Raw genomic sequence first — 23,884 nt, forward strand, 5'->3', positions numbered from 1 at the left:
TCCTTTAGTCCCCCTGGCCTTCCTGGATGAAGTTCTTCAGTTCGTCGCTCATCAGCATGTCACTGTTGAAATTTTTTGTTTTTGAATCATGGGTGCGCACAGCACGGTAGTTCCCGAGGACAGTCTCATCGCCAACAACCAGCATGCAGCGTATATTTAAGCGTTTGGCATATTCAAGTGAAGCCCTCTCTTCGCGGTGGATTATATCACGGGCGGTAGAGTAGCCCAGCGAGCGCAACAGGCGTGCAACTTCGAGAACTTCACGTCGATCCTCTTTGCAGTTGAAGAGCAGAAAGTCACGAGTGGTACTCGCTTCCACATCCGGACGCCTCTCAAGGGCCTGAAGCAGGCTCAGAACATTGAAAGTAAATCCTGTTGCTGCAGCAGGATGACCGTAACGGGCAGTCAAGTTATCGTATCGACCACCACTGCACACCGGTTCTCCCAGTCCGGGAACAAAACCCTCAAATGTAATGCCGGTATGGTATTCCAAGCCACGGGTTTCACCCAGGTCAAAAGTAAGGAATTCACTTACGCCATGGATGTCAAGAATATCCAATACATTCTGAAGGTTGTCCAAAGCAGCACGGGAGCGAACATTGCTGGCGATCTGGCGCGCTGTATCCAGTATGTCGCGGTTACCGAAAAGGCGAGGTAGGGCCAGGACCTCCCGGCGCGAAGTCTCCGAAAGGTCATTGTCTGCAATGATGCGCTCAACTGCGGAGGAATCTTTGCGGGCAACTGCCATGTGCAGATCCCTGAGAGATTGTCCGCTCAGGCCGGACGCAGCCATGACACCTCGGCAGAATTCAACCTGTCCAAGATCTATCTTGAAATTCTCGAAACCAAGCCCTTGCAGCGCCTCAATAGCCATTGCAATCATTTCAGCGTCCGCTTCGGGCGAATCAAGGCCGATCAGCTCGACACCTGACTGAAATATTTCACGGCTGCGGCCAGTCTGAATCTCGGTCTGGCGCAGTACTCTTCCGCTGTAACTGATGCGGTGGGGCAGGGGCCAATCTGCAAGTCGTGTGGCCACAATGCGGGCAATCTGGGGAGTAATGTCAGGGGGGAAAGCGAGCAGGCGTCCCGTTTGGCGATCATCGAACCGATAGGTTTTTCCTTTAAGTTCGTCACCAAGGCCAATGGCCATTACATCTTCGTATTCGAGTTTAGGTGTGATTACACGCCGGAACCCCCATAGTTCAAAAACTCTTCGGATCTTGTGTTCAATGTATCCGATCTTGGCGGCCGCATCCGGCATGAAATCACTGACCCCGCGTGGCAGGGATATGTCTGGTTTGGTAATGGACATTAATGGTCCTATTCCACCTTCTTGATCGAGAGGGATGAGGCACCACGGGTTGCGATGCTTGGCCGCTGCACGGTCTGCAGGATAAGCAATTCATTTTTTGATTCATCAAAATAGTAATCCGGCATGTAGTTTTGGGTGTCGCGGGTACGCCACTTTTCTTCCAGGCTCGAACCGTTCCACGCCAGGCAGAAAACTGCGCCGCGTTTATAGGAACGGGCATTACCAAGCACCCAGAAACCATCGTTCTTGCCGACCAGCACTTCACCTTTGGAGGTAACCTGAACGCGCTGATTCAGGAATATCCAGCGGTATCTGTCGCCAGTTACGCGGACGTTGATCGGGTCTTCTTTTTGAAAGTACAGTTCCGAACCACCAAATTTGTCATTGCTACGCCACAGTTCGCTCAGGTCCTGGTCGTATACCACCAGGTAACCATCAGGATTGATTACAATTGTGTAAGTCTTATCATCCTGGGTGCGGAATTGGTTGAAGCTGTAAATGTCCCCGTAGCGAGGAAGTTTGATTGGATTTTTGAGAGTGATGGCAGAGCCATTGCGCGTGACTTCGGCGACCTCGCCATAAAAGTCAGTATCCCGACCCATGGCTTGGGCGTATATTTTTTTAGGACCACCGGCCAGATTTATGCTTCTGAAAAACCAGGGAAGTTTTTCAGCAACAAGAACCAGCTTGTTATCTTTTACCTGCCAGACCTGGGAAGCAAGCTCTTCGGAGCGGATGATGGTGACATACACATCTATTGTGCCGTCTTTTCCTTCAGTGGAGTCGACTGAAAGTATCTTCTCCGAATTTTTAAATTCAACTTCTGCAACCAGTTTCATTTCAGTAGCCTGACGGTAATAAGCAAGACGACGCTCTTCTGCCAGGAAGATTTCGCGGCTTCCGTCGGGGAATGTTCTGCCGGTCGCGATCAGGTTGGCTGCACCTGGTAGGCGTCTGCTCAGCCAGCCACTAGATGTATTTTTCTCGTATTCGGCGGGCTTGATGAAGTCGCCGGTGGGTGCTTTGTCAACCTGCTGTTCTGCTTTAATGATGTCGGATTTTATCGGTGCGGCGGGTTGGATGGTTTTGGGTGCGGCTGTGCCTACGGTAGCGGCTGGTTTGTTGCCGTAGAGATTTGACAGCTCTGATGAGAGTTTGTCTGCAAGTTTGCCGATTGCAGGAATCAGGTCGTCCTGACTTTCCCCCTGTACGAAGGCTCTTGTAAGTACTTTGCCTGTTGTATTTTTAGCCAGTGCATCCACGCTGAAAATCTTGCCGATCATGACGTAGGTACCGGTTACCGTTACATCCGCGTCAGCACTGTTCCCAACCGCTGTAATGCTGTCACTATTAAGGCGCGAAGCAAGCAGCATCTGCAAGGTAGCCTTCATCTCATCCTTGTTCTGGTTGCCAATGGCATTCATTTCCCCGACGTAAACCCGAATCTGGGATGCCAATGCAGGCAGGGCCATCAGGGTGACAAGCAGTGCAGCGAACAGCACAATCAATTTTTTCATGGTGCCTCCAGGTCGGGTTTAAAGCCTGCGGATTATTGCATAAAGCATCGTTCAGGTCAAAAAAAAAGGGGTGATACTGCCCCTTTGGCATCAGGTAAATCAAGATTAAAGAGCATGCTTAATCTGAGTTTTGTATTGTCGAGCAGGGTTAAGTTTTTGTATCGCAGTGATAGAACTCTCTGGAGGTCTCCGTATCAGAGCCTCTGCATACTTAAGTCAACAGGCAAAAAAAAAGAGGACGGGATTGCTCCCGCCCTCTTGGACATCAGGTGAAACTTGAATTAGAAAGCATAGCTCAGAACGACGCGAGCGGTGTAGGGGTTTTCAGGCTCCTTGCCGCCGGTAACAGTATCTGTGTAGTAGCCACCCAGGATGACATAAGCACCCTGAACACTGGCGGTCAGGTTGTCATACATCTTGTAACCGGTCTCCAGGTTGATTTCAGCCCCCTGGAAGTTGGAGCCATTAACATTGCCTTTTGTTACGTTGACAGGACGGTTGCCGTTTTTCTTGGCAGCCCAGGCAAAGCCGGCATTAGCATTTGCGTACATTTTAGGAGTAATGGTTGCATCGTAGCCCAAGGTGGCCAGAATCACACCCTGATTTTTGTTGTTGGTGCTGTAGATGAGGGACTGGTCTGTGGAAGTTCCCTGCATGTTGGTTGCACGATTCAGGATCATCATGTTTGAATCATTATAGGAGTTGCAACCGGTGCCGCTGGTGCTGACAAAACCATTTGTGGCTGCGCCATTGGAGGTGTTCACGGCCTGCCATGCACTGTTAACACCATCGTTAGCATTTCTCTCGCCGGTCGTAAACAGAGCTGCGGTACGCAGGTTGCCGGGACCGAGAGGCAGTTTGGCAGCAGCATTAAACGCATAGCCGTTGTAGGTGGCTCTTTTTCTTGTTGCTGCAGGATCAGCAAACTTCTGTACACCTTGCTGCGCGGCAGCAAAACCACTCAGGCCGAGTGCACCGAGTTTGGCATCAAAATTGGCGCCAAGCACATGTAATGTTGTAGGGCTAGAATTGCGGTCATCTGCATACAGATAGTAGGCAGCGCCAACTTTGAGGTCTTTGTTGATTGCGAAGTCACTGGACAGAGCAACAAGGTGCAGGTCGTCCAAGCCGCGCTGGCGGGTATTGCCAACGGTGAAATAGGATTGGTCATAAGCGCGGAAATAGCCGAGACCAACAGTAGCAGGACCGAACTTGCTGACGGAATTGACGCCAGCTATATCTGCATCAAAGAAAACGCCTTTGAAAGCATCTTTGATTGGCTGGATACCGGCGGTAACACGAACAGGGGTAGAAGGAATCTTGAAGTCAAGGTATACGTGCTTTGTTTCCAGGTTGACGGCATCTGATTCCAAAGCTCCGCCTGAGTTCCTGAAAGCGGTACCGGCAGTTGGTCCTGCCGTAGTGGAGTTAGTAGAACTAATAATTCCACCCTGTGCACGATCGCCAAAAACCGAATCGATTTCAAAAGCAGTTACCAGTTTAAGATCATCGTTTGCTTTGGCTGTGTAAAAAATGCGGGCGCGCTGCTCGAAGTAGTTGTTTGCTTTGTTTTTTTCAACAGTTGTGCTTGGAGTGATATAGCCTGATCCGCCGTTTTCATAGTCAGATACGAAATACTTCAACTTGTACATGCCGTGAAACTCATTCTCGAATGCCATGGCTGGTACGGAAATGGCTGCGAGTGCTCCGGCTGCTGCTGCGATTGTTGCTGCTTTTTTCAACTTCATGTGTGCCTCCTTCATTTTGTATAAGATGCGTGCATGTCAGCTACCAAACAGATTACATTAAATAATTTTTTTGAGCGTTGCTCACCACCTTTCCTATGAATTGGCCTTCTGATACATGTGTTGTTTATGCTGGTCCCTGAAACGCACGTACCCTTTGAACGGTCTCACGGGGAGCAGTCCAAAGGGTACATTTGTTACCAGCAGTTTGTCTTATTTGTCTGAAACGTTTCACAGTTTGTTCGCTCCCGGATGATGTCGTGCTTGTAAAGCAAAACAATTAAAAATCAGGCGGTTAGCTACTAAGAGGTTTCGTTTGGTTTCAGTGGTGTTTTAAAAAAGATGTCGCACTATACAATAAATCAAACGATTGTCAAGAAGAAAAAAGCGTTTGTTTTTGTAACGTGCTGTAAATACAACGTTAAGAAGGGGTGTGTCAACATCTTATTGTATTTAATTAAATTTTATGCCTCAGTTGGCACAGCTCGGTCAAAATTCCATTGCTGCTTTTGGGATGAATAAAAGCAATGCTGGTCCCATGAGCACCACTGCGGGGCTTCTGATCAATCATCCGTGATCCTTCATCAACGAGTTTGGCAATAGCTGCTTCGATATCTTCTACCTCATAGGCTAAATGATGAATGCCAGGCCCGTTTTTCTCAAGAAATTTTGCAATCGGGCTTTCAAGTGTGGTGGGCTCTAGAAGTTCTATTTTCGATTCTCCCACTTGCAGCATGGCGACCTTGACCATCTGTTCGGCAACTTCCTCAATGCCGGCAAAGGTCATACCCAGGTTGTCACGGTAAAAGGGCAGAGATTCATCAAGAGAGCGTACGGCGATACCGATGTGATTAATTTTTGTAAGCATGTAAAATTCCTTTACTCACCACAGAGTCACAGAGCACACAGAGGAATTCAAAGGACAAGGCGTTTAAGCCCGTCTTTGAGTAAGCGACAGTTGAAGTTAAGAAGAAGGCCCGTTTGCTTGCCAGAAAGTTTGAGGTATGTCAAGAGCTGTGCTTCATGGATAGGGAGTAAAGAATCCACACTCTTAAGCTCCACAACTACTTTGCTGTCGACCAAAATATCCAGCCGATAACCAATGTCGAGCACCACTCCTTTGTAAATGACAGGCAGTTCTTTCTGACGCTCGAATGGTATGTTTCTATCCTCTAGTTCCCTTGCGAGACAAACTTCATACGCCGATTCCAGTAATCCTGGACCCAAGCCGCGATGAACCTCTATGGCAGCCTCTATTATGTAATTGGTTAAATCCGCATCTCTGTACATAGATCAGATTTCTCTGTGTCCTCTGTGACTCTGTGGTGGATGATTTACGTCTATAAAACCACAGTCTCCGTGTGTTTTCCAAATACCCCTCTGAAAACATCTGCTATTTCGCCCAGGGTCGCATAGGCTTTGACTGCATTGAGGATGTGCGGCATGAGGTTGTCGGTTCCCTTGGCAGCATTCTCAAGGAGTTGCAGCGTTTCCTGCACTTTTGCCGTGTCTCGTCCAGCCTTCATTTCTCCCAATGCTTTCTTCTGAAATATCTCGACCTCTTCCTTGATTTTGAGCAGACCGGTAGGAGGCGGTTCCTGAATGGTAAATTTGTTGACACCTACAATAATCAGATCATCTTTTTCGATCGATTTCTGGTAGGCATATGCTGAATCCTGAATCTCTTTCTGTTGAAAACCTCGTGAGATGGCCTCAACGGCTCCGCCCAGAGAGTCGATCTTGTCAATGTAGTCCATGGCGGCTTTTTCGATCTGGTCTGTTAGCGACTCAACTAGAAAAGAGCCGGCAAGGGGGTCGATGCTGTCGGCAACGCCTGATTCATAGGCGATTACCTGCTGAGTGCGCAGGGCAATGCGGACAGAATCCTCGGTTGGCAAGGCCAGAGCCTCATCACGGGAATTGGTGTGCAGGGACTGGGTGCCACCCAGTACTGCGGCCAGGGCCTGAATGGTGACGCGCATGATGTTGTTGTCCGGTTGCTGTGCGGTAAGAGTACATCCGGCGGTCTGAGTATGGAAGCGCAGCATCAGGGACTTTGGATCTTTGGCGCCGAAACGCTCTTTCATCACTTTTGCCCAAATGCGACGTGCAGCACGGAATTTTGCCACTTCTTCCAAAAGATTGTTATGTGCGTTAAAGAAAAAAGCCAGGCGCGGCGCAAAGTCATCAACAGCCAGACCAGCCTTGATTGCGGCATCGACATAGGCAATACCATCTGCGAGTGTAAAGGCAACTTCCTGAACCGCAGATGAGCCTGCTTCGCGGATGTGGTAGCCGGAAATTGATATGGTGTTCCATTTGGGCACCGAATCCTTGCAGTAGGCAAAAATGTCGGTGATTATGCGCATGGATTCCTTTGGCGGGTAGATGTATGTGCCGCGGGCCATGTATTCCTTGAGGATGTCATTTTGAATGGTTCCGGAAATTTGATCTGCTGAAACTCCCTGCTTCTCAGCTACTGCGATATACATGCAGAGCAGGATGGCGGCTGTGGAGTTGATGGTCATGGAGGTGGAAACTTTGTCCAAAGGAATTCCGTCAAAAAGTATTTCCATATCTGCCAGAGAATCAATGGCAACGCCGACCTTGCCGACTTCACCCTGACTCATGGCTGCATCGGAATCGTACCCCATCTGGGTTGGGAGGTCGAAGGCCACCGAGAGGCCGGTCTGGCCGGCGGCGAGCAAATATTTATAGCGTTCGTTCGATTCCTTGGCGGTTCCAAATCCCGCATATTGGCGCATTGTCCAGAAACGGCCGCGATACATGGTGGGTTGTACACCGCGGGTAAAAGGATATTCACCGGGGAACCCCAAGTTCTCTTCATAACCGGGATATTCGAAATCAGGAGTGAAACATCGCTCCAGTTCTATATTTGAAGTAGTGGTGAAATCAGTTTTTCGTTCCGGTGATCTGGCAATATTTTTGGCAACAGTTCCATTCGTCCACTGCTGTTTCTTGTCTGAAATGTTCATATTCACTCCTTGTGTAGATAAAAAGTCCCTCTCCCGGTGGTAGGGAGAGGGTCTCGAGGAAGAAACTCTGCGGTTGTTATTAGAGAATTGCCTGCACCAGTGACCATGCCTCGGCAATGACCTCATCCTGGGAGCGATTGGCGGCGGCATCCACCCTCACTCCGCGCCAGCGAGACATTTCATTCAAATAAAACTCCCTCATCTGCTGATAGTATTCAAGTCCGCCTTCGTGGTGAATCTGCAGGACATCCTCGATTCGTTCATGGGCTTCTTCGGCCGGCACATCGATGAAGATGGTCAAATCGGGATAGATCTCTTCATCAAACAAAAAACCCCGGGACATCTTTTCCAGGGCACGTAAGGCGTCAAAATTGCGAACATGACCCTGGACCCAGGCATTGGCTAAGGAAGATATGCTTGACTGCTTGCAAAGAACGATTTTGTCATTTTCCAGTGCAGGTGAAACAATATTTTTGAAGATCTCAGCTCGAACGGCGCATTCCAGGAAAAAGTCGGCGCGTACATCCTTGCCGAAGGGCCAGTTAAGAAACGTCTCCATTCCCAGTTCTTTAACCCTTCCCGAATCAGGATTTGCACATTCTATGACATCATATTTGCTTTCGACCAACGCCTTGTGCAGTCCCACAATACCTGCTTTGACCTGCTGGCCGGAGCCGCTGATGCCCTCGATAACTATAAATTTACCTTTTCTCACTGTATCCTCCTCTGCTCATTGGTTTATGTACGTTTGACTGAAGTTGCCTTCGGCTGAAACGACTGACCCCGTCTTTTCAGACAGGGTCAGTCGGAACACCAAGGGCTGAAATCAGCCCGGTGAAAGCACCGACCCGATTATAGAACAGCCTTCAGATATGTAGTGGTCTGCTCGCGCTTGACGAGACGGATCTCTTCAGGGTTGACTTCCACGAACTTCTCATCCGGGGTTACCTTGAATAATGGCTGACCCTTCTGAACAATGCTACCGTCAGCACCCTGCATGATGATTTTGTCTATAGTACCGGAGAAGGTCGCCCGGACCGTGTTGAACATCTTCATGACTTCGATGATATAAAGCGCCTGTCCCTTTTCAAAATGCATCCCTTCACTTACGAACAGCGGCAGGCCTGGAGCTTCCTGGCCGTAGTACATGCCGCCGCAAATTGCCACGATCTCATCTGCTTTTGTGGCTGGAGGAGGAACCAGAACTTTCCTCATCTGTGTCTGTAGATCGGTGTCGTTCAACTCTTCCGGAATGGTGACTTCAAGATTGTCTTCCACTTTGAAGTCCCAGAAATTAACATTTTCAGCTACAAGGAACAGCATCCCGAGCAATTCCAGACCTGCTTCAAAGCCCATATGCGCCGAACGGATCTGACCCCATTCTTCGACGCTGAAGCCATCCTGAGGTTGTTCTTTGGTCAACAGGTCCGACAGTGTATCAAACTCGTGCATGCCGAGATTGAAACGCTGTGACAGGGTGGAGTAGAAGCGAAGACCTTTTTGAAGTAGTTCGTTGTCATGGTCCCAGATCACGTCTGCAGCGGGGGCAGCCGTATCGTAGGTCATATTGAGATATTCGTAGGTATCAGCCAGGATAACAAAGGGATTATCATGCCAGACCACTTTGCCATTCTCCATGGTGAAGTTGTTGCGGTTGAGAGAAAGCCATCCGGACAGCAGGTGCGGATCTTCCAGAAGCTTGTCCATTGGTCGGGTGACCAAAGTACCTTTACGATCCAGAATTGACGACATTTCCTTGGCCATTTTTGGATCATCAGGAAACAGGGCAGCCATTTTTTTTGCATAAGCTTTCTTCATCTGGATGAAGGCAAATAATGTGTCCAGGCGTCCCGCCTCTTCCTTCAATCGCCCAACCAGGGTCAGATACGGCACAACGAACCGGGTAGTTGGTTTTGCCATCACATTCTGACCAAGGAACCAGTTCACAAGCCCATAATGAAACTCAAGATTAGTCGCCAGATCACTTCCGCGGAGCACGGTTTTGCCGAGTACTTTGGAAAGATGCAAATAGCTGGCAAGACGATCTTCGCCCTTGGTGAGAAGCAGGGCGATATTGGAGTCATAGGCGCCAGCCACTTTGTAGCGCATGAACATGCCGGTGTCAGGGTTAACCAGGCAAATTCCCTGGTCATCACGAATTTCGCCCTCGATGGGGGAAGACCAGTAGCGAATCATGCCGCCGGCATGAGGCGACAATGAAGAATCGGTTGCATTGAGACGCGCTTCGGCAGCTGCCTTGAATCGAAGAATCCGCTCTGGTTTGGGGAGTTTCTTTTTGTGGCGCGCCAACAGTGCCATCGCCTCAACCAGTGATTCGACGATGAAGAAGTCATTTGGATCATCAGGGTTGGTGAACTTGAGGCTGTAGCAGAGTTCCGATACCCGGTGTTCAACCTGGATGCGGGTATTGACTTCCATGAAGTAGTAACGGTCACGGTCAACGATACATTCGAAGGTCGATGCGGAATCAAGGCCGACTGCCTGACCAAATTTGGTTGAATCCTCTTCCATGCGTCTGAGCACGTTCAAGTCGCTTTCCAGTGCCTTGACCTCAGCTGTTCGCCCAGCGTTCCTGGCTTTTTCTATGGCCTCTGTCAGCCCTTCCTGGGTCACTGAAATCTCGAGCAGTTTCTGCTCATGCATCTGCAAAGAACAGTCGCGACCACCCAAAGAAACGCACCACTCCCCGTTGCCGAGAAGCTGGATTTCATTGTGGCGGGTCTGCTCGATATTCAGTTCGACGAGAACGTTCTTGTTGTCACCGATACCGTTGGCCTTGACTTCGTTCAGTACTTCACGAACTAGAGTTGGAGTGTCTGCGGCTGCTTCCTGGATATCGGCCTCAGAAGGATTTTCGAGCGAAAGAAGCGATGCACCCAGTATACGCTGGCCTTTACCGCCGCCGCCGCCAATGGCTTTGAGACGAATACGGCTGGCTGGGTACTCTTTGAACATGGCAACAACTTCGACCTGCACCTGGGCAGAAAGCTCTTCGATGGAATAGAGGTCAAGACCTTTATCGTAAGAGGCATAAAGGATTTGATCCGCCAGATCTTCAAGAGAAGTCTCATCATCAAGAGCGTTGGCGTCAACGTCCAGTTTATGGAGGGTGATCAGTTCTTTGAGCTTATCTCTGGTGCCATGCTTTTTAACCAGGGTGCGGGCAGTTACATTATTTATGCCTGGGGTGACGCTTACGCCAACCTGGAGAGCGGTTCGCTTGGCCTCATCCTTTTTGCCGGCATCGGCCTGGGTGCGAGAGTTAGGGCCAATGAAGTTCAGGCCGGCCTTCTCTATTGCCGCAACGAATTCTTCATCTTCCGCCATAAAGCCGTAACCGGCAAAGATGGAATCGTAACCGTTGTCTTTGGCGATTTGAATGATCTGCCCAATTCGTTCAACGCGTTCTTCCTTGCTGGCACCGGTGTAATCAGGTACCCGATGGACGCGGTTGGAGTCGGTTAACTGGCGCAGTTCCGGAGCAAGGGCATTGGCATAGACAATGGAATCTTTTTCGGAAAGCAGAATGCCAAAATGGGTCATGCCCATCTCTTCGAAGACATCCATTGCTTCCTTGCGGATCGGCCCGCGACAGACGATCAGCGGCTTGAGGTCTTCGCAGGCGAATGATCTCACCCAGGCTGAATCAGACGTGCCGAGGCGACGGTCGCGGTGAATCAGGGGGTTGTTCATGTACAGGTCGTTCATTGGCTTTATCTCCATAAATTAAATTCGAATCAGGAATTCACCCCAGAGGCACAAAGGGAACTAAGATCTTCAGGCATAATATTGAGCCCAGTGCGTCATCTTCATCTTTGATTACCCCGTGCTCTCTGTGTCTCTGTAGTGAATAAATTTTTTAGTGGAATTCACGCTGTGGTCCCATCATCGGGCCGGGTTTGTAGTGCCTCATCAGGAAGGCGATGTTCTCGCCCAGGACCTGACGCAGATCGGTTGGCATGACGATGGAGGAGATGGAGCCCAAAGCCAGACCTTCTCGAGGATTCATCAGCTCTTTTTCGTAACGCTGATTCAAGGCAGCTTCCTGGAGCTTCAACCATTCGGCTGATTCTTTCTCGGCATCTTTCTTGGCAGATGCTGCATCCATGCCGCAATTGACGCGTTCTTCCGTTCCCTTCTTAATCATATCGGCAGCAGTTACCCTGATTTTGCGGACCTCATCCTTGTAAACAAACTCTTTACCTGCCGGTCCCATAACCGCGAGGCGCGTGGTGGGAAGTGCAAGCACCAGGTCTGCTCCGGTAGGGTAGTTGTTGTAGGAAGCATATGCTCCGCCGTAGGCATTGCGCAGAATCAGCAGGATGCGGGGGGTGCGCACGTCGACAATGGAATCAAGCATGGAGCGTCCGGCCTGAACTATTCCGCGTGATTCCTGCTCCCGTCCGGGAAGGAAACCGGTGGTATCTTCCATGAAGATGATTGGAATATTATAGATATTGCAGAAGCGGACGAACCGGGCAATCTTGACCGCAGAGTCGCAATCGATCTGGCCCGAAGAAACGGCCGAATTGTTGGCAACAAATCCTACCACCTGACCGCCGAGGCGACCGAAGGCGGTGACGACTTCCTTGGCCCGCTCCGGCTGCAGTTCGAAATAATCGCCATGGTCGCAGATCTGCTGGATGATGATGGAGACATCGAAAGGAGTATTGAAGCCGGTCGGCGAATTAAAGGCTTTCTTGAGCAGGGTGTTAATTTCCCAGGTCTTGCGGTTGAGTGGATCGCTTGTGGACTGGAAAGGGGCTCCCAAGCTGTTGTTGTCGGGAATGTAGGAGAGCAGTCGCTTGGCAGTTCGCAGCGCAGCCACCTCGTCTGTAACGGTTAGGTCGGCAACTCCGGAGCGACCATGCACTTTTGGTCCACCCAGTTCTTCAGGGGTAATGTCCTCGCCAAGCACCGATTTGACAACCCCCGGTCCGGTAAGACCGAAGAAGGTGTCGTTAGGCTGGATTACGAAGCTGCCCTGGCGGGGAAGGTAGGAACCGCCGCCGGCGTTGAAGCCGAACATGCACATGATGGAGGGTACTACGCCGCTGATCTTGCGTAGAGCGGTAAAGGCCTCGGCATAGCCGTCCAGACCTCCTACCCCGGCTGGTACAAAGGCGCCTGCAGAGTCATTCATGCCGATCAGCGGGATGCCCTTCTCGCCGGCCATGTTGAAGAGCTTGGCCAATTTGCTGCCGTTGGTGGCGTCGATGGAACCGGCTCGCACGGTGAAATCGTGGCCATACACGGCCACATCACGTCCGTCGATGTTGAGGACGGCAGTAACAAGTGAAGCACCGTCCAGATTTTTGCCCCAGTTCTGAAAAAGGACGTTGGGCGCCTTGTCGGAAAGGATGCGCAGGCGCTCCCAGACCGTCATACGCTTTTTGAAATGCTGCTTTTCGATCTGGTCGATCTTTACCGATTTGATCGGGCGCTGGATCAGCTCATAGCCTTCTTTCATGGCCTCTTCATAGCCACCAGTGGCTTTGGAGATCTCACCGGGAATATTGAATTCCAGCTTCTCGGGCGGATCAAACGGATTCTTCAGTTGCGGCTTGATTACATTATTGGACATCGTGGCCATCCTTCCCATAAATGAAGTTATTAAATATCAACGCCATGCTTTTCCTGCCCATCCCAATCCTCCTGTTGTCGGTAACGTAAAATGGAAGTGAGGGGCACACGTAGGCATTCCAGAACCTCGCAGTGTGTCCCCCACGGGTTGATGCTAACGGGTAACGACGGCCAGAACCTTGACTTCTGCTCCATCTTTAGAGAGCAGCCGGTGCTTGAGAGATGAATCGAAATAGACGCAGTCGCCTTCGTAAAGGGTAATCCGCTTGTCGTCCAGAATAAGTTCTGCTGTGCCTTTCATAACAAAAAGGAACTCTTCGCCATCATGACTGTAGGTATTCTCTTCCAGTACCTTTTCAGTCACCGTCAGGAGAAAGGGTTCCATTTTTTTATTCTGCTTATGGAAGGAGAGGGACTCGTAGGAATACCCCTGGCTGGTTCCTGCCCGGGATATGACTCTGGGAATAGCTTTGCGCTCATTGGCGCGGACAACTTCGAAGCGGCATTCCTCTTCATCTTCGGCGAAAAAAATGCCGATTTTTACATCGAAAAATTTAGCTATTTTTGAAAGAGTTGCTATGGGCGGGGATACATTGTTGTTTTCAATCTGTGAAATCAGCGCAGGCGAAAAACCGGTTTCCCTGGCCACCGCCTGAAGAGTCAGTTTTTTGGCCAAGCGCAGTTTTTTTATTTTTGCTCCGATGTTGAAATCCATCATACAGCCACCAGTTGAGGAATATAACCAGTTTTGATTGCGGCGTTTGTATACAATTTGCCCTCCAAAGTCAATAAATTTTCATTTCCAATAAAAAAGGCCTGTAGCAGGCCTAAAAAACTTTTATTATCATTAAAAATGGTGTTAGTGCAGAGGAACAGTGCAGGTTTACGGCAGGAGGTAATAAAAAACGATCATTGTTTGAGTAATCCGAGATTACGGCAGAGTATCTCCAGTGTATGCAGCACCTCTACGGATGAACCGTGCTGTTTGAGCCCATCGGAAAGCTGCATCATACAGCCGGGACAACCGGTAACTACCGCCTCGGCCTTGGTTGCCATAATGGCGTTGCTTTTAGCCTCGTTAATACTCATTGACGAACCATAGTGATAGACATTGAAGGTGCCGCCCAAGCCGCAACAGCGATCGGCACCTTCCATCTCTACCAGTTCCACGCCGGGTGCCGCCTTGAGCAGTTGGCGCGGCTGGGTAGTAATTCCGCGGGTACGAAGATGGCAGGGGTCGTGATAGGTGATGTTTATCCTTTCTCCCGTGCCGGTTTCTTCCGGCTTAAGTCCCAGTTTATGCAGGAGCTGGGAAGCATCGACCGTCTTGGCTGCCAGAGCTTCAAGACGGTTTTTCAGGTCAGGATTACGTTTTCCTACCACAAGCGGATAGAGGCGATGCAATGCTCCGCCGCAGGTGGCGCAGGCACTCATCACATAGTCCGCTTCGTAGCGCTCCATCTCATCAAGGTTCTTTTCAGCAAGTTCACGTACTGTCTTTAGGTCCCCGCCAGACATGCCCGGCAGACCGCAGCATTGTTGGCCTTTGGGGATGATGACCGTGCAGCCCAGGTGGCGGAAGAGAGCCAGTGTTGCCTCGCCCACCTGTGTATAAACAAAATTGGTCATGCAGCCGACGAAGAAGACAATCCGCGGCTTGCCCGGTTCGCCAGGAATCACTTCGGGATGACGATCAATGAAGGGCGTTTTTGCAATGGCCGGAATATGGCGGCTGTTTCCCACAAAGGGTAGGGGAAAGCGCAGTCGCAGGCCTGATGTCTCGGGGACCTTCTTGAAGAAAAGCGGTCCCAGCACCGATGCCATCTTTGCCCCCATCTTCATGCGGGAACGGTTCTTGATGACCTGGCCGACTGCCTGGTGAAATGTAGTCAGACCACGTTTCTGGGCAAGTGCTTCACGGGCGGCGATTACGATTTCGTCGGTGGGGACTTCATTGGGGCACTTTTCAACACAGCTTCCGCACAACAGGCACTTTGACATCGCTTCATAGGTCTGGTCGTCCAGTTCCAGGTCGTCCTTCAATATATGCTGTGCCAGGGCCACCTTGCCGCGGGCAACAGCCGGTTCACGACCGAAGGCACTGAAGGCGGGACAGTTGGCCCGGCAGGCTCCACACTTGACGCATTTTTTAAGCTGATCTTCAACCCGTTTGATGGGATCATTGTTTTGGTCGGACATATGAGAACCTTTCATAAAACAGAGGCACAGGGGAAACGGAACACTTAGACAGGATAGCCCAAAACGTTCCGGAAAGACAATCCTTGAGATTTAAAAGTCTTGAAGGCGTATCTCGCGCGGAGTCGCAGAGCAACGCAGAGAAAGACTTGAGACAAAATCAGGCTTAGCCTCACGAAAATCCTCGAAAAGGCCGGAGTAACCTAAGCTCTGAGGTAATGCGAAGAAAAGAATTTTTGGCTGGAAAGCTCGCGTTTGCTCTTTATTCCTGCAGTGACATTTTCCATTCGTCCAGCATAACTAAAGCCCGTTCTGCCAGCTTTCCCCGTCGCTCTTTCTTTTTTACCCGACCGGGTAGGTCCGGGAACAGTCCGTAATTTACGTTCATCGGCTGGAAATGTCGGGTGTCTGCGTTGGTGATGTGTGCCATCAATGCACCCAGGGCAGTTTCCGGTGGCGGGACGACCTGGGCTTGGCCCGCCAGTAACCTGGCTGCGGTGAGGCCGGCGAGAAAGCCGCTGCCGGCTGATTCCACATACCCTTCTACTCCTGTGATCTGGCCGGCGAAAAAGATGCGTCCATCATTTTTCAGTTGCTGGCTCGGCAGCAGTATTGATGGCGCGTTGATGAAAGTGTTGCGGTGCATGGAGCCGAGTCTGACAAACTCGGCCTGCTCCAGTCCGGGAATCATCCGAAAGACCCTGCGCTGTTCCGGCCAGGTCAGCTTGGTCTGGAACCCTACAAGGTTGAACATGGTCTTTTCAAGATTTTCGGCCCTGAGTTGTATCACGGCATGCGGTTCTGCTCCGGTGCTTGGGTCAACGAGGCCGACCGGCTTCATGGGGCCAAAGCGGAGGGTTTCCACCCCTCGGGAGGCGATTTCTTCAACAGGCATGCATCCTTCGAAGTGCACGACCTTCTCGAAATCCCGCGCAGCCACTTTCTCTGCACCAAGCAATTCATTTACAAAGGCTACATATTCGGCTTCTGAGAGCGGACAGTTGAGGTAATCGTCACCATCCCCCTTGCCGTAGCGGGATGCCGCGAAGATTTTGCCCATATCCAGAGAATCTGCAGCCACAATCGGGGCAATTGCATCGTAAAAATAGAGCCGATCGCCGGTCAAGGCACTCAAAGCTGTCGCCAGGTTGTCGCTGGTAAGCGGTCCCGAGGCAATTATAACCATTCCTTCCGTGGGCAGCTCGTTCACCTCTCCAGGGATCAGGCGGATCAGAGGGTGGGCAGTGATTTTGGCTGTCACATAATCGGAGAACAGCTGCCTGTCGACTGCCAGTGCTCCGCCGGCTGGTACACGGGTAGCTTCTGCCGCTTCCATGATCAGAGAATTACAGCGGCGCAACTCTTCTTTGAGAAGGCCTACAGCATTTTCCAGCGAGTCTCCTCGCAGGGAGTTGGAGCAGACCAACTCGGCCAGGCCGGGCATGTGGTGGGCCGGTGAAAGTTTTTCAGGCTTCATTTCATGCAGAATGACTGAAACACCGCGCTGGGCGGCCTGCCAGGCAGCTTCGCAGCCGGCCAGACCTGCGCCGATAATGGTTAATGTCTTGTTCATGATATTGTCACACCTCGTAATAGAAAAGGCGGGGTGGTGCCCCGCCTTGAATTTCCGCTTCTGAAAAAGGATATTATTCGCTTGTCCAGTCACACCCTTCTTTCGGACATTTCAGGAATTCTCCCTTTCTCTTGTAAATCTTCTTGACCACTACCGGGAAACCGCACTTTGGGCAGGGCTGGTGTACCGGCAGGTCCCACAAGGCAAACTTGCACTGGGGATAGCGATTGCACGAGTAGAACATCTTGCCGTAGCGGGACTTCTTCTCGGTCAGTTCGCCTTCCTTGCATTCCGGGCAGGTTACACCGGTTCCTCGCGGTTTTACAAGCGGCTGGATGTTTTTGCAGCCGGGATAGCCGGAGCAGGCCAGGTATTTTCCGTAGCGGCCATCCTTGATCAGCATGGATGCTCCGCACTTGTCACATTTTTCCTCAGACACCTCAGGTTCGACAGCTTCGGCGCCTTTGTCTCCATCTACACTGCGAGTATATTTGCAGCCTTCCTTGAAGCCGGAGCAGGCGATGAACTTGCCGCGCTTGCCCAGCTTGACAACCAGCGGCTGACCGCATTCGGGACACATTTCATCAGTTGCTTCGGTTGTCAGGTCTGATTTCTGTACTTCCCCCTCCTTCTGCTTGAGCAAGGTCACGAACGGTTCCCAGAACTCCTTCAGCAGCGGCTTCCACTGCTTTTCGCCGCGGGAAACCTGGTCCAGTTCTTCTTCCAGGCCGGCGGTAAAGTTGTAATCAACGTAGCGGGAGAAATGTGCCACCAGCAGGTCATTGACCACCATGCCGACATCCTCGGGAAAGAAACGTTTCTTTTCCAGGCGGGTGTATTTGCGTTCAACCAGTGTATTCATGATCGAAGCATACGTGGAGGGGCGGCCGATGCCGAACTCTTCCAGGGTTTTGACTAGAGTGGCCTCGGTGTAGCGTGGGGGAGGCTGGGTGAAGTGCTGCTCCGGGAGCAGTTCGTGCAGTTTCAGGTCTGCCCCTTCATTCATTGCCGGCAGCAGCCCCTCTTTCTCTTCATCCTGATCGTCAAGTCCCTCGATATAAAGCTTCATGAAACCGGGGAAGCGAATCACCGTTCCGGCAGCCCGCAGGCCGCAGCGCGTTGCGCCGGCAAAGGGATTATTGGATGCCGCGGCATCATCTGCCATTACTTGAACCAGCGCAATCGGCTGGGCCAGATCTGCAGTGATATCAACCGATGTCTGATCCAGCAGCGCCTCGGTCATCTGGCAGGCCACGGTGCGTTTCCAGATCAGCTCGTACAGTTTGTGCAGGTCAGGAGTGAGAAACTTTTTCAGCTCTGTCGGGGTCTTGACGATATAGGTCGGGCGGATAGCTTCATGGGCTTCCTGGGCATTTTTGGTTTTTGTTTTGAATATACGCGGTTTTGAAAGAGCATATTCCTTACCGTAGGCTGCCGTGATGACATCATGGGCTTCCTGGAGTGCCTGATTGGAAAGGTTGACGCTGTCGGTACGCATGTAGGTGATCAGGCCGACGGTGCCCCCTTCGCCTATATCGATCCCTTCGTACAGTTTCTGGGCAGTAGACATGGTTTTCTTTGCCGAGAAGCCGAGCTTGCGGGATGCTTCCTGCTGGAGTGTTGAGGTGGTAAACGGGGGGGACGGATTACGCTTCTTTTCACTCTTGGTTACTTTGGTCACCCGATAGCTGCCGGTCTGCAGGGCATTTTTCAAGCCATCGGCCGTCGCGGCGTCCGGGATATCAAACTTTCCGAGACGCTTGCCGCCGACGTCCACCAGTCCGGCTTTGAATTCCTGGCCTGGAGCCACTCCCAAACGGGCGGCGATGGTCCAGTACTCCTGCTCGATGAAAGCACGGATCTCTTTTTCTCTTTCGCAGATCAGCCGCAGAGCCACTGACTGTACACGCCCGGCGGAAAGGCCGTAACGGATCTTTTTCCAAAGAAAAGGTGAGAGATTGAAGCCTACCAGGTAGTCCAGCACAGACCGGGCCTGCTGGGCATCCACCAGCTCTACAGCGATTCCGCGGGGATTTTCGACAGCGTGAACGATGGCATCCTTGGTGATTTCGTGGAACACGACCCGCTGGATATCTATTCCAGGTTTTTTCTTGTCAAGTCCAAGGGCCGCCAGCAGATGCCAGGAAATGGCCTCTCCCTCGCGGTCGGGGTCAGTTGCCAATAGGAGACGATTCGAATCCTTGAGCGCCTTTTTGATTGCATCAATATGCTTCTTGCTTTCCGGCAGCACATGGTATTTGGGTTCAAAGTTGCTTTCGATATCCACCGAGCCCTGTTTACTGGGCAGTGCCCGTACATGCCCGAAAGAGGCCAGCACTTTATAGTCCGGCCCAAGAAATTTTTCTATTGTCTTGGCTTTGGCCGGTGATTCGACTATTACGAGATTTTGCGGCATATATGTATATTCCTTTTTTACCGATTGGTGGGTGTTCGCCACGATGCTGCAAACTTCATCACTCCTGCAATCTGCTCCACTACTTTCATACAGTTGTTGCGTAATGTGTGCCCGGAAGCGCTGTTACCGCCCCCTTGAGCTCAAGGTGCAGTAACATAGAGGAAACCTCCCCGGCTGTCAATTCAGTTTGGCTGATGATGTCGTCGATGTGCAGGGGGGAACGGGACAGCAGTTCATAGATGGCAGCCTCTCTCGGTGACAGACTGAAACTGGGTGAAGCTGGGATCGGCCTGCCGGTTGTGGCGGTGAAGCCCGGCAGCTCCTCCAGGATATCTTCTACGCAGTCAACCAGCTTGGCCCCCTGCTTGATCAGACGATTGGTCCCCCGGCTGGTGGCAAACGTTATATGGCCCGGGACGGCAAATACATCCCGGCCATGCTCCAGGGCATATTGGGCTGTGATCAGTGATCCGCTTTTCTCGACGGCCTCTACTACCAGCACACCCCGGGACAGGCCGCTGATGATCCGGTTGCGACGCGGGAAATTTTCCGCCAGCGGTTGGGTCCCCAAGGGGAACTCCGATAACAGGCAGCCTTTTTCGGCCATCTCATCGAACAGCTTGCGATTTTCCGGTGGGTAGATTTTGTCGATTCCGCATCCCAATACACCTGCCGTCTGACCGCCACCCTGAAGTGCGCCTTTATGGGCGGCCGTATCTACGCCACGTGCCATGCCTGATACCACGGTAATTCCATTCCTTCCCAATGCCTCGGCCAGACGTCCGGTGGTCAGCAGACCGTAGGTGGTGGCTCGCCTCGACCCCACCATTGCGATAGCCGGATTTCCGGGACAGAGGTGGCCTTTTACATAGAGGAAGGGGGGAGGGTCAGGGATCTCGAACAGGGATTTGGGGTAATCCGGCGAAGTGAATTTGATCAGTCTGGCATTGCTGGTGCGGAGTCGCCGGCACTCTTCTTCGGCAAAGCGTTGCCATGCTCCGCTTCTGATCTCATCAATAATGGAAACTGTGACACCCCTGGCAGTGCGCAATTCATCAGGCGATGCTGTCAAAGCACCCGTGGGAGTGTCAAAGCGCTCCAGCAGTCGGCGAAAAGTGACATTGCCGACTCCGGTCACGGCCTTTAGCCCAATCCAGTAATAATCTTCGCTTTCATCGAACAGCAGCATTGTATTTTCTTCTCGAGGTGCCAGGAATGAAAAAAAAAGACCGGCCAGGGGCCGGTCATAATTTGCTGCGTACTATTTATTTGGGCGCTGTGACAATCTTGTCGCCCTTATATATGGCGTCGATGCTTTTTACAACCAAGGCGGTCGCCGTTTTTTTGCCGGTTTCCAGAATAACGAGAGCACCCAGCAACTCCTGGGGCAAGCGTTCAACTCTTCCCTCGGCATAGCGCTGGTCAACTTTCACATCGCGCACAACGTACAGCATGTTGCCGGGCTCAGCTCCGTGATTGCTGCCGAGATCGATGTACACAATGTCACCGTCGGCAATGATGCCTGTTCCGGTTGCACTTTCTACAATATAGCCTTTCAAATCGATGGTTGCCATTTTGAGAGCAACTTCACGGCGGGGATTTTCGCGCAACGGAAGCAGATATGAACCTGGTGATATTTCCTGGTAGTTCCGGGTGATAATTGCCCGTGATGCAGTCCGCTCAACGTCTGTAAGCTGCAGTGTGCCGAGAGGGACTATTTTCTTGCCCATGATCTCGCTCGTCAGCGGATGACTTACTGCGCTTTCGGCTTTGTAAATGGCGAATTTTTCTCCACCCTTGACACCGTTAATGGCTCCGATATCGGTATAGACCATGTCGTCGACACCGATCAGGACCCGATCATGGTGGCCGCTGATGATGGAACCAAATGGTTTGGTTCCATTCTCTAAAAGGAATCCCTCGTTGCCGCGAATGGGAAAAAGCTTCTCTTCAGCCACTTCCTGCACAATGTCGGGCTTGATTGTCTTTTGTTGCGCTGCTGCTGTCTTGCTGTTGGGTGTTGGTACTATCTCAAGGCGGTCTGGAAAAATACGGACTTTCTGTCCCGGATAGATGAAATGCGGGTTGGTAATCTGGCTGTTTTTTGACCACATGTTCGGCCAATAATTGGGGTCTTTGATGAAGCGTTCCGAGAGTCCCCAGAGGGTGTCCCCTTTTTTGATCACATAAATTGTCGGTTCATTCTGGTCGAGCGCCTGTGCCCGGAAAGGCAGTGCCAGAAACAGGGCCAGCAGCAAGGGGATGAGATGTTTGGTTTTAATCATGATGGTTACCTTCATGTTTCCGATAATGTCTCATTAATGGGCGGTCAGTCTCTCGCGAGCCTTGGCTGCGGCATGACTACCGGGATAGGTCTTGATCAGATTTTCAAAGAGTGCTTTTGCTTTGTCACGCTCATTCATCGCAGACAAGGTAAAGCCTAATTTCAGCATTGCATCAGGTGCCTTGGAGCTTTTGGGATACTTGTCAGCTGTTTTTTGAAAGATGATCCTGGCCTGGGGAAGGTCCGACTGACTGTAGTGGCATTCACCGATCCAATAGAGTGCGTTGGCCGCGTACTCACTGTCAGGGGATGCGGCAAGAAATGCCTCAAAAGCCTTGATGGCAGCTGAGAAATTGTTGGAGCTATAGAGGCCGAATGCTTTGAGATAGTCTGCCGGGGGGCTGTTGTCACCGTTTTTTTCAGTGGATTGCGTGTTGACCACCTCTATCTTGGGAGAATTTGTCCGCTGGGAAAGCAGGACCAGACGTGCTTTATATTCATCTTGAGAAGTCCGTAACTCCTGCAGGCTGGTTTGAATCTGCTTGTTCTGTGCTGTTGAAGCCTTTAACTGATCTTCCAGGGTGAGGATGCGGCTGGTCAGCTCATTCAGTTGTTGCCCGGTTGTCCGGTCGGTCTGAATCAGGTGTTCGAGTTTTGCCTCAGCCTCCGATTGGCGCTTGATCATCAGGTCATTAGAAGCACAGCCAGCGAGTACGAAAAACGATATGAGGCAGGCTATTCTGTTGGTGCCCGATGACATAATTCCTCCATATAACAATGATTTTCATAATTAAAGCGTTATGGCGTAGTTTGTCAAGTGAAAGCTGCCTTTTCAGTTTAAATGGGGGGGGGAATATGCTAGCATCCAATTCCCCACATCATCTCATTTCTCACGACCGGAATCTCTTGTGCAAAAACCCGAACTCCTGGCTCCTGCCGGTAATATGGAAAAATTGAAAACCGCCATTCATTACGGCGCTGATGCCGTTTATCTGGGAGGGCGGGCCTTTGGTCTGCGCAACCTTGCTGACAATTTCAGCGTTCCTGAAATGGCCATAGCGCTGAATTACTGTCATGAACGTGGAGTAAAAGTCTACCTGACGGTTAACAGCTATCCCCATAACGATGCGCTGGAGCGGCTGGAACAGTACCTCAGGGAGGTTGCCCCGCTTCCTTTTGACGCCTATATCGTGGCTGATCCCGGTGTTATCGACCTGGTGCGGGAAATCTCGCCCGAGCGGCAGCTGCACCTTTCCACCCAGGCCAATACCATCAACTGGCGCAGTGCCCGTTTCTGGAAACGCCAAGGCGTATCGCGAGTCAATCTCGCCCGGGAAACTACTCTTGAGGCAATTATAGAAACGGTCACCCGCAGCGGCATCGAAACAGAAGTCTTCGTCCATGGAGCGCTCTGCATCTCCTACTCCGGACGCTGCCTTCTTTCCAGCGCCATGGCCGGTCGCGATGCCAACCAGGGGGAGTGTGCCCATCCCTGCCGCTGGAATTATCATCTGGTGGAGGAACAGCGTCCGGGTGAATATTTCCCTGTGGTGGAGGATGAGGGTGGTACTTTCATCTTCAATTCCCGGGATCTTTGCCTGCTCGAACACCTGCCGGAGCTTGTCCGCAGCGGAGCAGCGTCGCTCAAAATCGAGGGACGCATGAAGGGGATCAATTACATTGCATCCGTGTTGCGAGTGTACCGTCAGGCACTGGATGAATATTGGGCGGATCCGAATGGCTACCGCTGCCGGCCAGAATGGATGGATGAGCTTTCCAAGCTGAGTCACCGTGGATACACCACCGGCTTTCTCTTCGGCGAACCTCGCGATGTTGGGCAGGAATATCATTCTGCCTATATCCGCAGTCATGAATTTGTAGGCCGTGTTGAAGAGGTGCGTGATGGCGGCATGGCTGTGATTGGCGTACGTAACCGCATCAGGCTTGGCGATGAGCTGGAGTTCATCGGTCCGGGCATGCGATCGGCAAGCTTGCGGGTTGAAGGTCTGACTGTACTCGATTCCCACGGCAATTACGAAACGGCCTCCGCTAATCCCAATCAACTTGTTCTGATGGCTGTACCGGCCGGCATTGTGCCCTTTGATCTTATTCGTCGGGAAAAGACTTCCGCCTCGAACTGAATCCTTTCATTTCCAATTCTGCTGAGGGAATGGCATCAGCGCCATTTTCTCTTTACCTTCTGCAGGTTGTCTCTAGTCTTCATTAAAAATGATGGAC

Annotated in this window: 17 protein-coding genes; 1 reads left to right on the forward strand and 16 read right to left on the reverse strand. The window is 51.4% G+C overall.

Translation table 11 applies throughout. From position 1 onward, the window contains the following. Window positions 1–4: 4 nt before the first annotated feature. From KJB30_RS10075 to ybgF, 16 genes are all read right to left on the reverse strand, one after another. A complete protein-coding gene (locus tag KJB30_RS10075) occupies window positions 5–1,315 on the reverse strand; it encodes an ATP phosphoribosyltransferase regulatory subunit (RefSeq protein ID WP_214298704.1) in 1,311 nt (436 codons plus the stop codon). Window positions 1,316–1,323: 8 nt separating this feature from the next. Continuing rightward, complete coding sequence (locus KJB30_RS10080; RefSeq protein ID WP_214298706.1) at window positions 1,324–2,832, reverse strand: VCBS repeat-containing protein; 1,509 nt, start codon at window positions 2,830–2,832, stop codon at window positions 1,324–1,326. 281 nt (window positions 2,833–3,113) lie between these two features. Beyond that, window positions 3,114–4,580 carry an alginate export family protein gene (locus KJB30_RS10085; protein WP_214298707.1) on the reverse strand — a complete coding sequence of 489 codons (1,467 nt, stop codon included), beginning with the start codon at window positions 4,578–4,580 and terminating at the stop codon, window positions 3,114–3,116. Window positions 4,581–5,034: 454 nt separating this feature from the next. After that, window positions 5,035–5,445, reverse strand: coding sequence for a methylmalonyl-CoA epimerase (mce, locus tag KJB30_RS10090; RefSeq protein WP_214298709.1), 411 nt, complete (start codon window positions 5,443–5,445; stop codon window positions 5,035–5,037). A gap of 47 nt (window positions 5,446–5,492) precedes the next feature. Next, a complete protein-coding gene (locus KJB30_RS10095) occupies window positions 5,493–5,867 on the reverse strand; it encodes a GxxExxY protein (RefSeq protein WP_214298710.1) in 375 nt (124 codons plus the stop codon). Window positions 5,868–5,917: 50 nt separating this feature from the next. Next, window positions 5,918–7,573: an acyl-CoA mutase large subunit family protein gene (locus KJB30_RS10100; RefSeq protein ID WP_214298712.1), complete on the reverse strand. Its 1,656-nt coding sequence runs from the start codon at window positions 7,571–7,573 to the stop codon at window positions 5,918–5,920. Window positions 7,574–7,652: 79 nt separating this feature from the next. Continuing rightward, entirely contained in the window at window positions 7,653–8,288 is a 636-nt protein-coding gene (locus KJB30_RS10105) for a dTMP kinase (RefSeq protein ID WP_214298713.1), read from the reverse strand. 137 nt (window positions 8,289–8,425) lie between these two features. Then, the gene (locus KJB30_RS10110) at window positions 8,426–11,302 is read right to left on the reverse strand and encodes an ATP-binding protein (RefSeq protein WP_214298715.1); all 2,877 of its coding nucleotides are present in this window, start codon (window positions 11,300–11,302) and stop codon (window positions 8,426–8,428) included. A gap of 151 nt (window positions 11,303–11,453) precedes the next feature. After that, complete coding sequence (locus KJB30_RS10115) at window positions 11,454–13,178, reverse strand: acyl-CoA carboxylase subunit beta (protein ID WP_214298716.1); 1,725 nt, start codon at window positions 13,176–13,178, stop codon at window positions 11,454–11,456. A 153-nt stretch (window positions 13,179–13,331) separates the two neighbouring features. Next, a complete protein-coding gene (locus tag KJB30_RS10120; protein WP_214298718.1) occupies window positions 13,332–13,895 on the reverse strand; it encodes a helix-turn-helix domain-containing protein in 564 nt (187 codons plus the stop codon). Window positions 13,896–14,086: 191 nt separating this feature from the next. Beyond that, window positions 14,087–15,376: a (Fe-S)-binding protein gene (locus KJB30_RS10125; protein WP_214298720.1), complete on the reverse strand. Its 1,290-nt coding sequence runs from the start codon at window positions 15,374–15,376 to the stop codon at window positions 14,087–14,089. A 259-nt stretch (window positions 15,377–15,635) separates the two neighbouring features. After that, a complete protein-coding gene (gene trmFO / locus KJB30_RS10130; protein ID WP_214298722.1) occupies window positions 15,636–16,946 on the reverse strand; it encodes a methylenetetrahydrofolate--tRNA-(uracil(54)-C(5))-methyltransferase (FADH(2)-oxidizing) TrmFO in 1,311 nt (436 codons plus the stop codon). A 73-nt stretch (window positions 16,947–17,019) separates the two neighbouring features. Further along, window positions 17,020–19,362: a type I DNA topoisomerase gene (topA, locus tag KJB30_RS10135; protein WP_214298724.1), complete on the reverse strand. Its 2,343-nt coding sequence runs from the start codon at window positions 19,360–19,362 to the stop codon at window positions 17,020–17,022. 85 nt (window positions 19,363–19,447) lie between these two features. Beyond that, on the reverse strand, window positions 19,448–20,551 hold the full coding sequence (gene dprA / locus KJB30_RS10140; RefSeq protein WP_214298726.1) for a DNA-processing protein DprA: 1,104 nt from the start codon (window positions 20,549–20,551) through the stop codon (window positions 19,448–19,450). Window positions 20,552–20,627: 76 nt separating this feature from the next. Continuing rightward, window positions 20,628–21,647: a LysM peptidoglycan-binding domain-containing protein gene (locus KJB30_RS10145; protein WP_246545617.1), complete on the reverse strand. Its 1,020-nt coding sequence runs from the start codon at window positions 21,645–21,647 to the stop codon at window positions 20,628–20,630. Window positions 21,648–21,680: 33 nt separating this feature from the next. Beyond that, a complete protein-coding gene (ybgF, locus tag KJB30_RS10150) occupies window positions 21,681–22,406 on the reverse strand; it encodes a tol-pal system protein YbgF (protein WP_214298728.1) in 726 nt (241 codons plus the stop codon). Between the two features lie 148 nt (window positions 22,407–22,554). On the opposite strand from ybgF, the gene KJB30_RS10155 reads away from it, so the two are divergent. Next, window positions 22,555–23,787, forward strand: coding sequence for a peptidase U32 family protein (locus KJB30_RS10155; RefSeq protein ID WP_214298730.1), 1,233 nt, complete (start codon window positions 22,555–22,557; stop codon window positions 23,785–23,787). Window positions 23,788–23,884 lie beyond the last annotated feature (97 nt).

This window comes from Pelotalea chapellei, assembly GCF_018531195.1.
Classification (GTDB): domain Bacteria; phylum Desulfobacterota; class Desulfuromonadia; order Geobacterales; family Pseudopelobacteraceae; genus Pelotalea; species Pelotalea chapellei.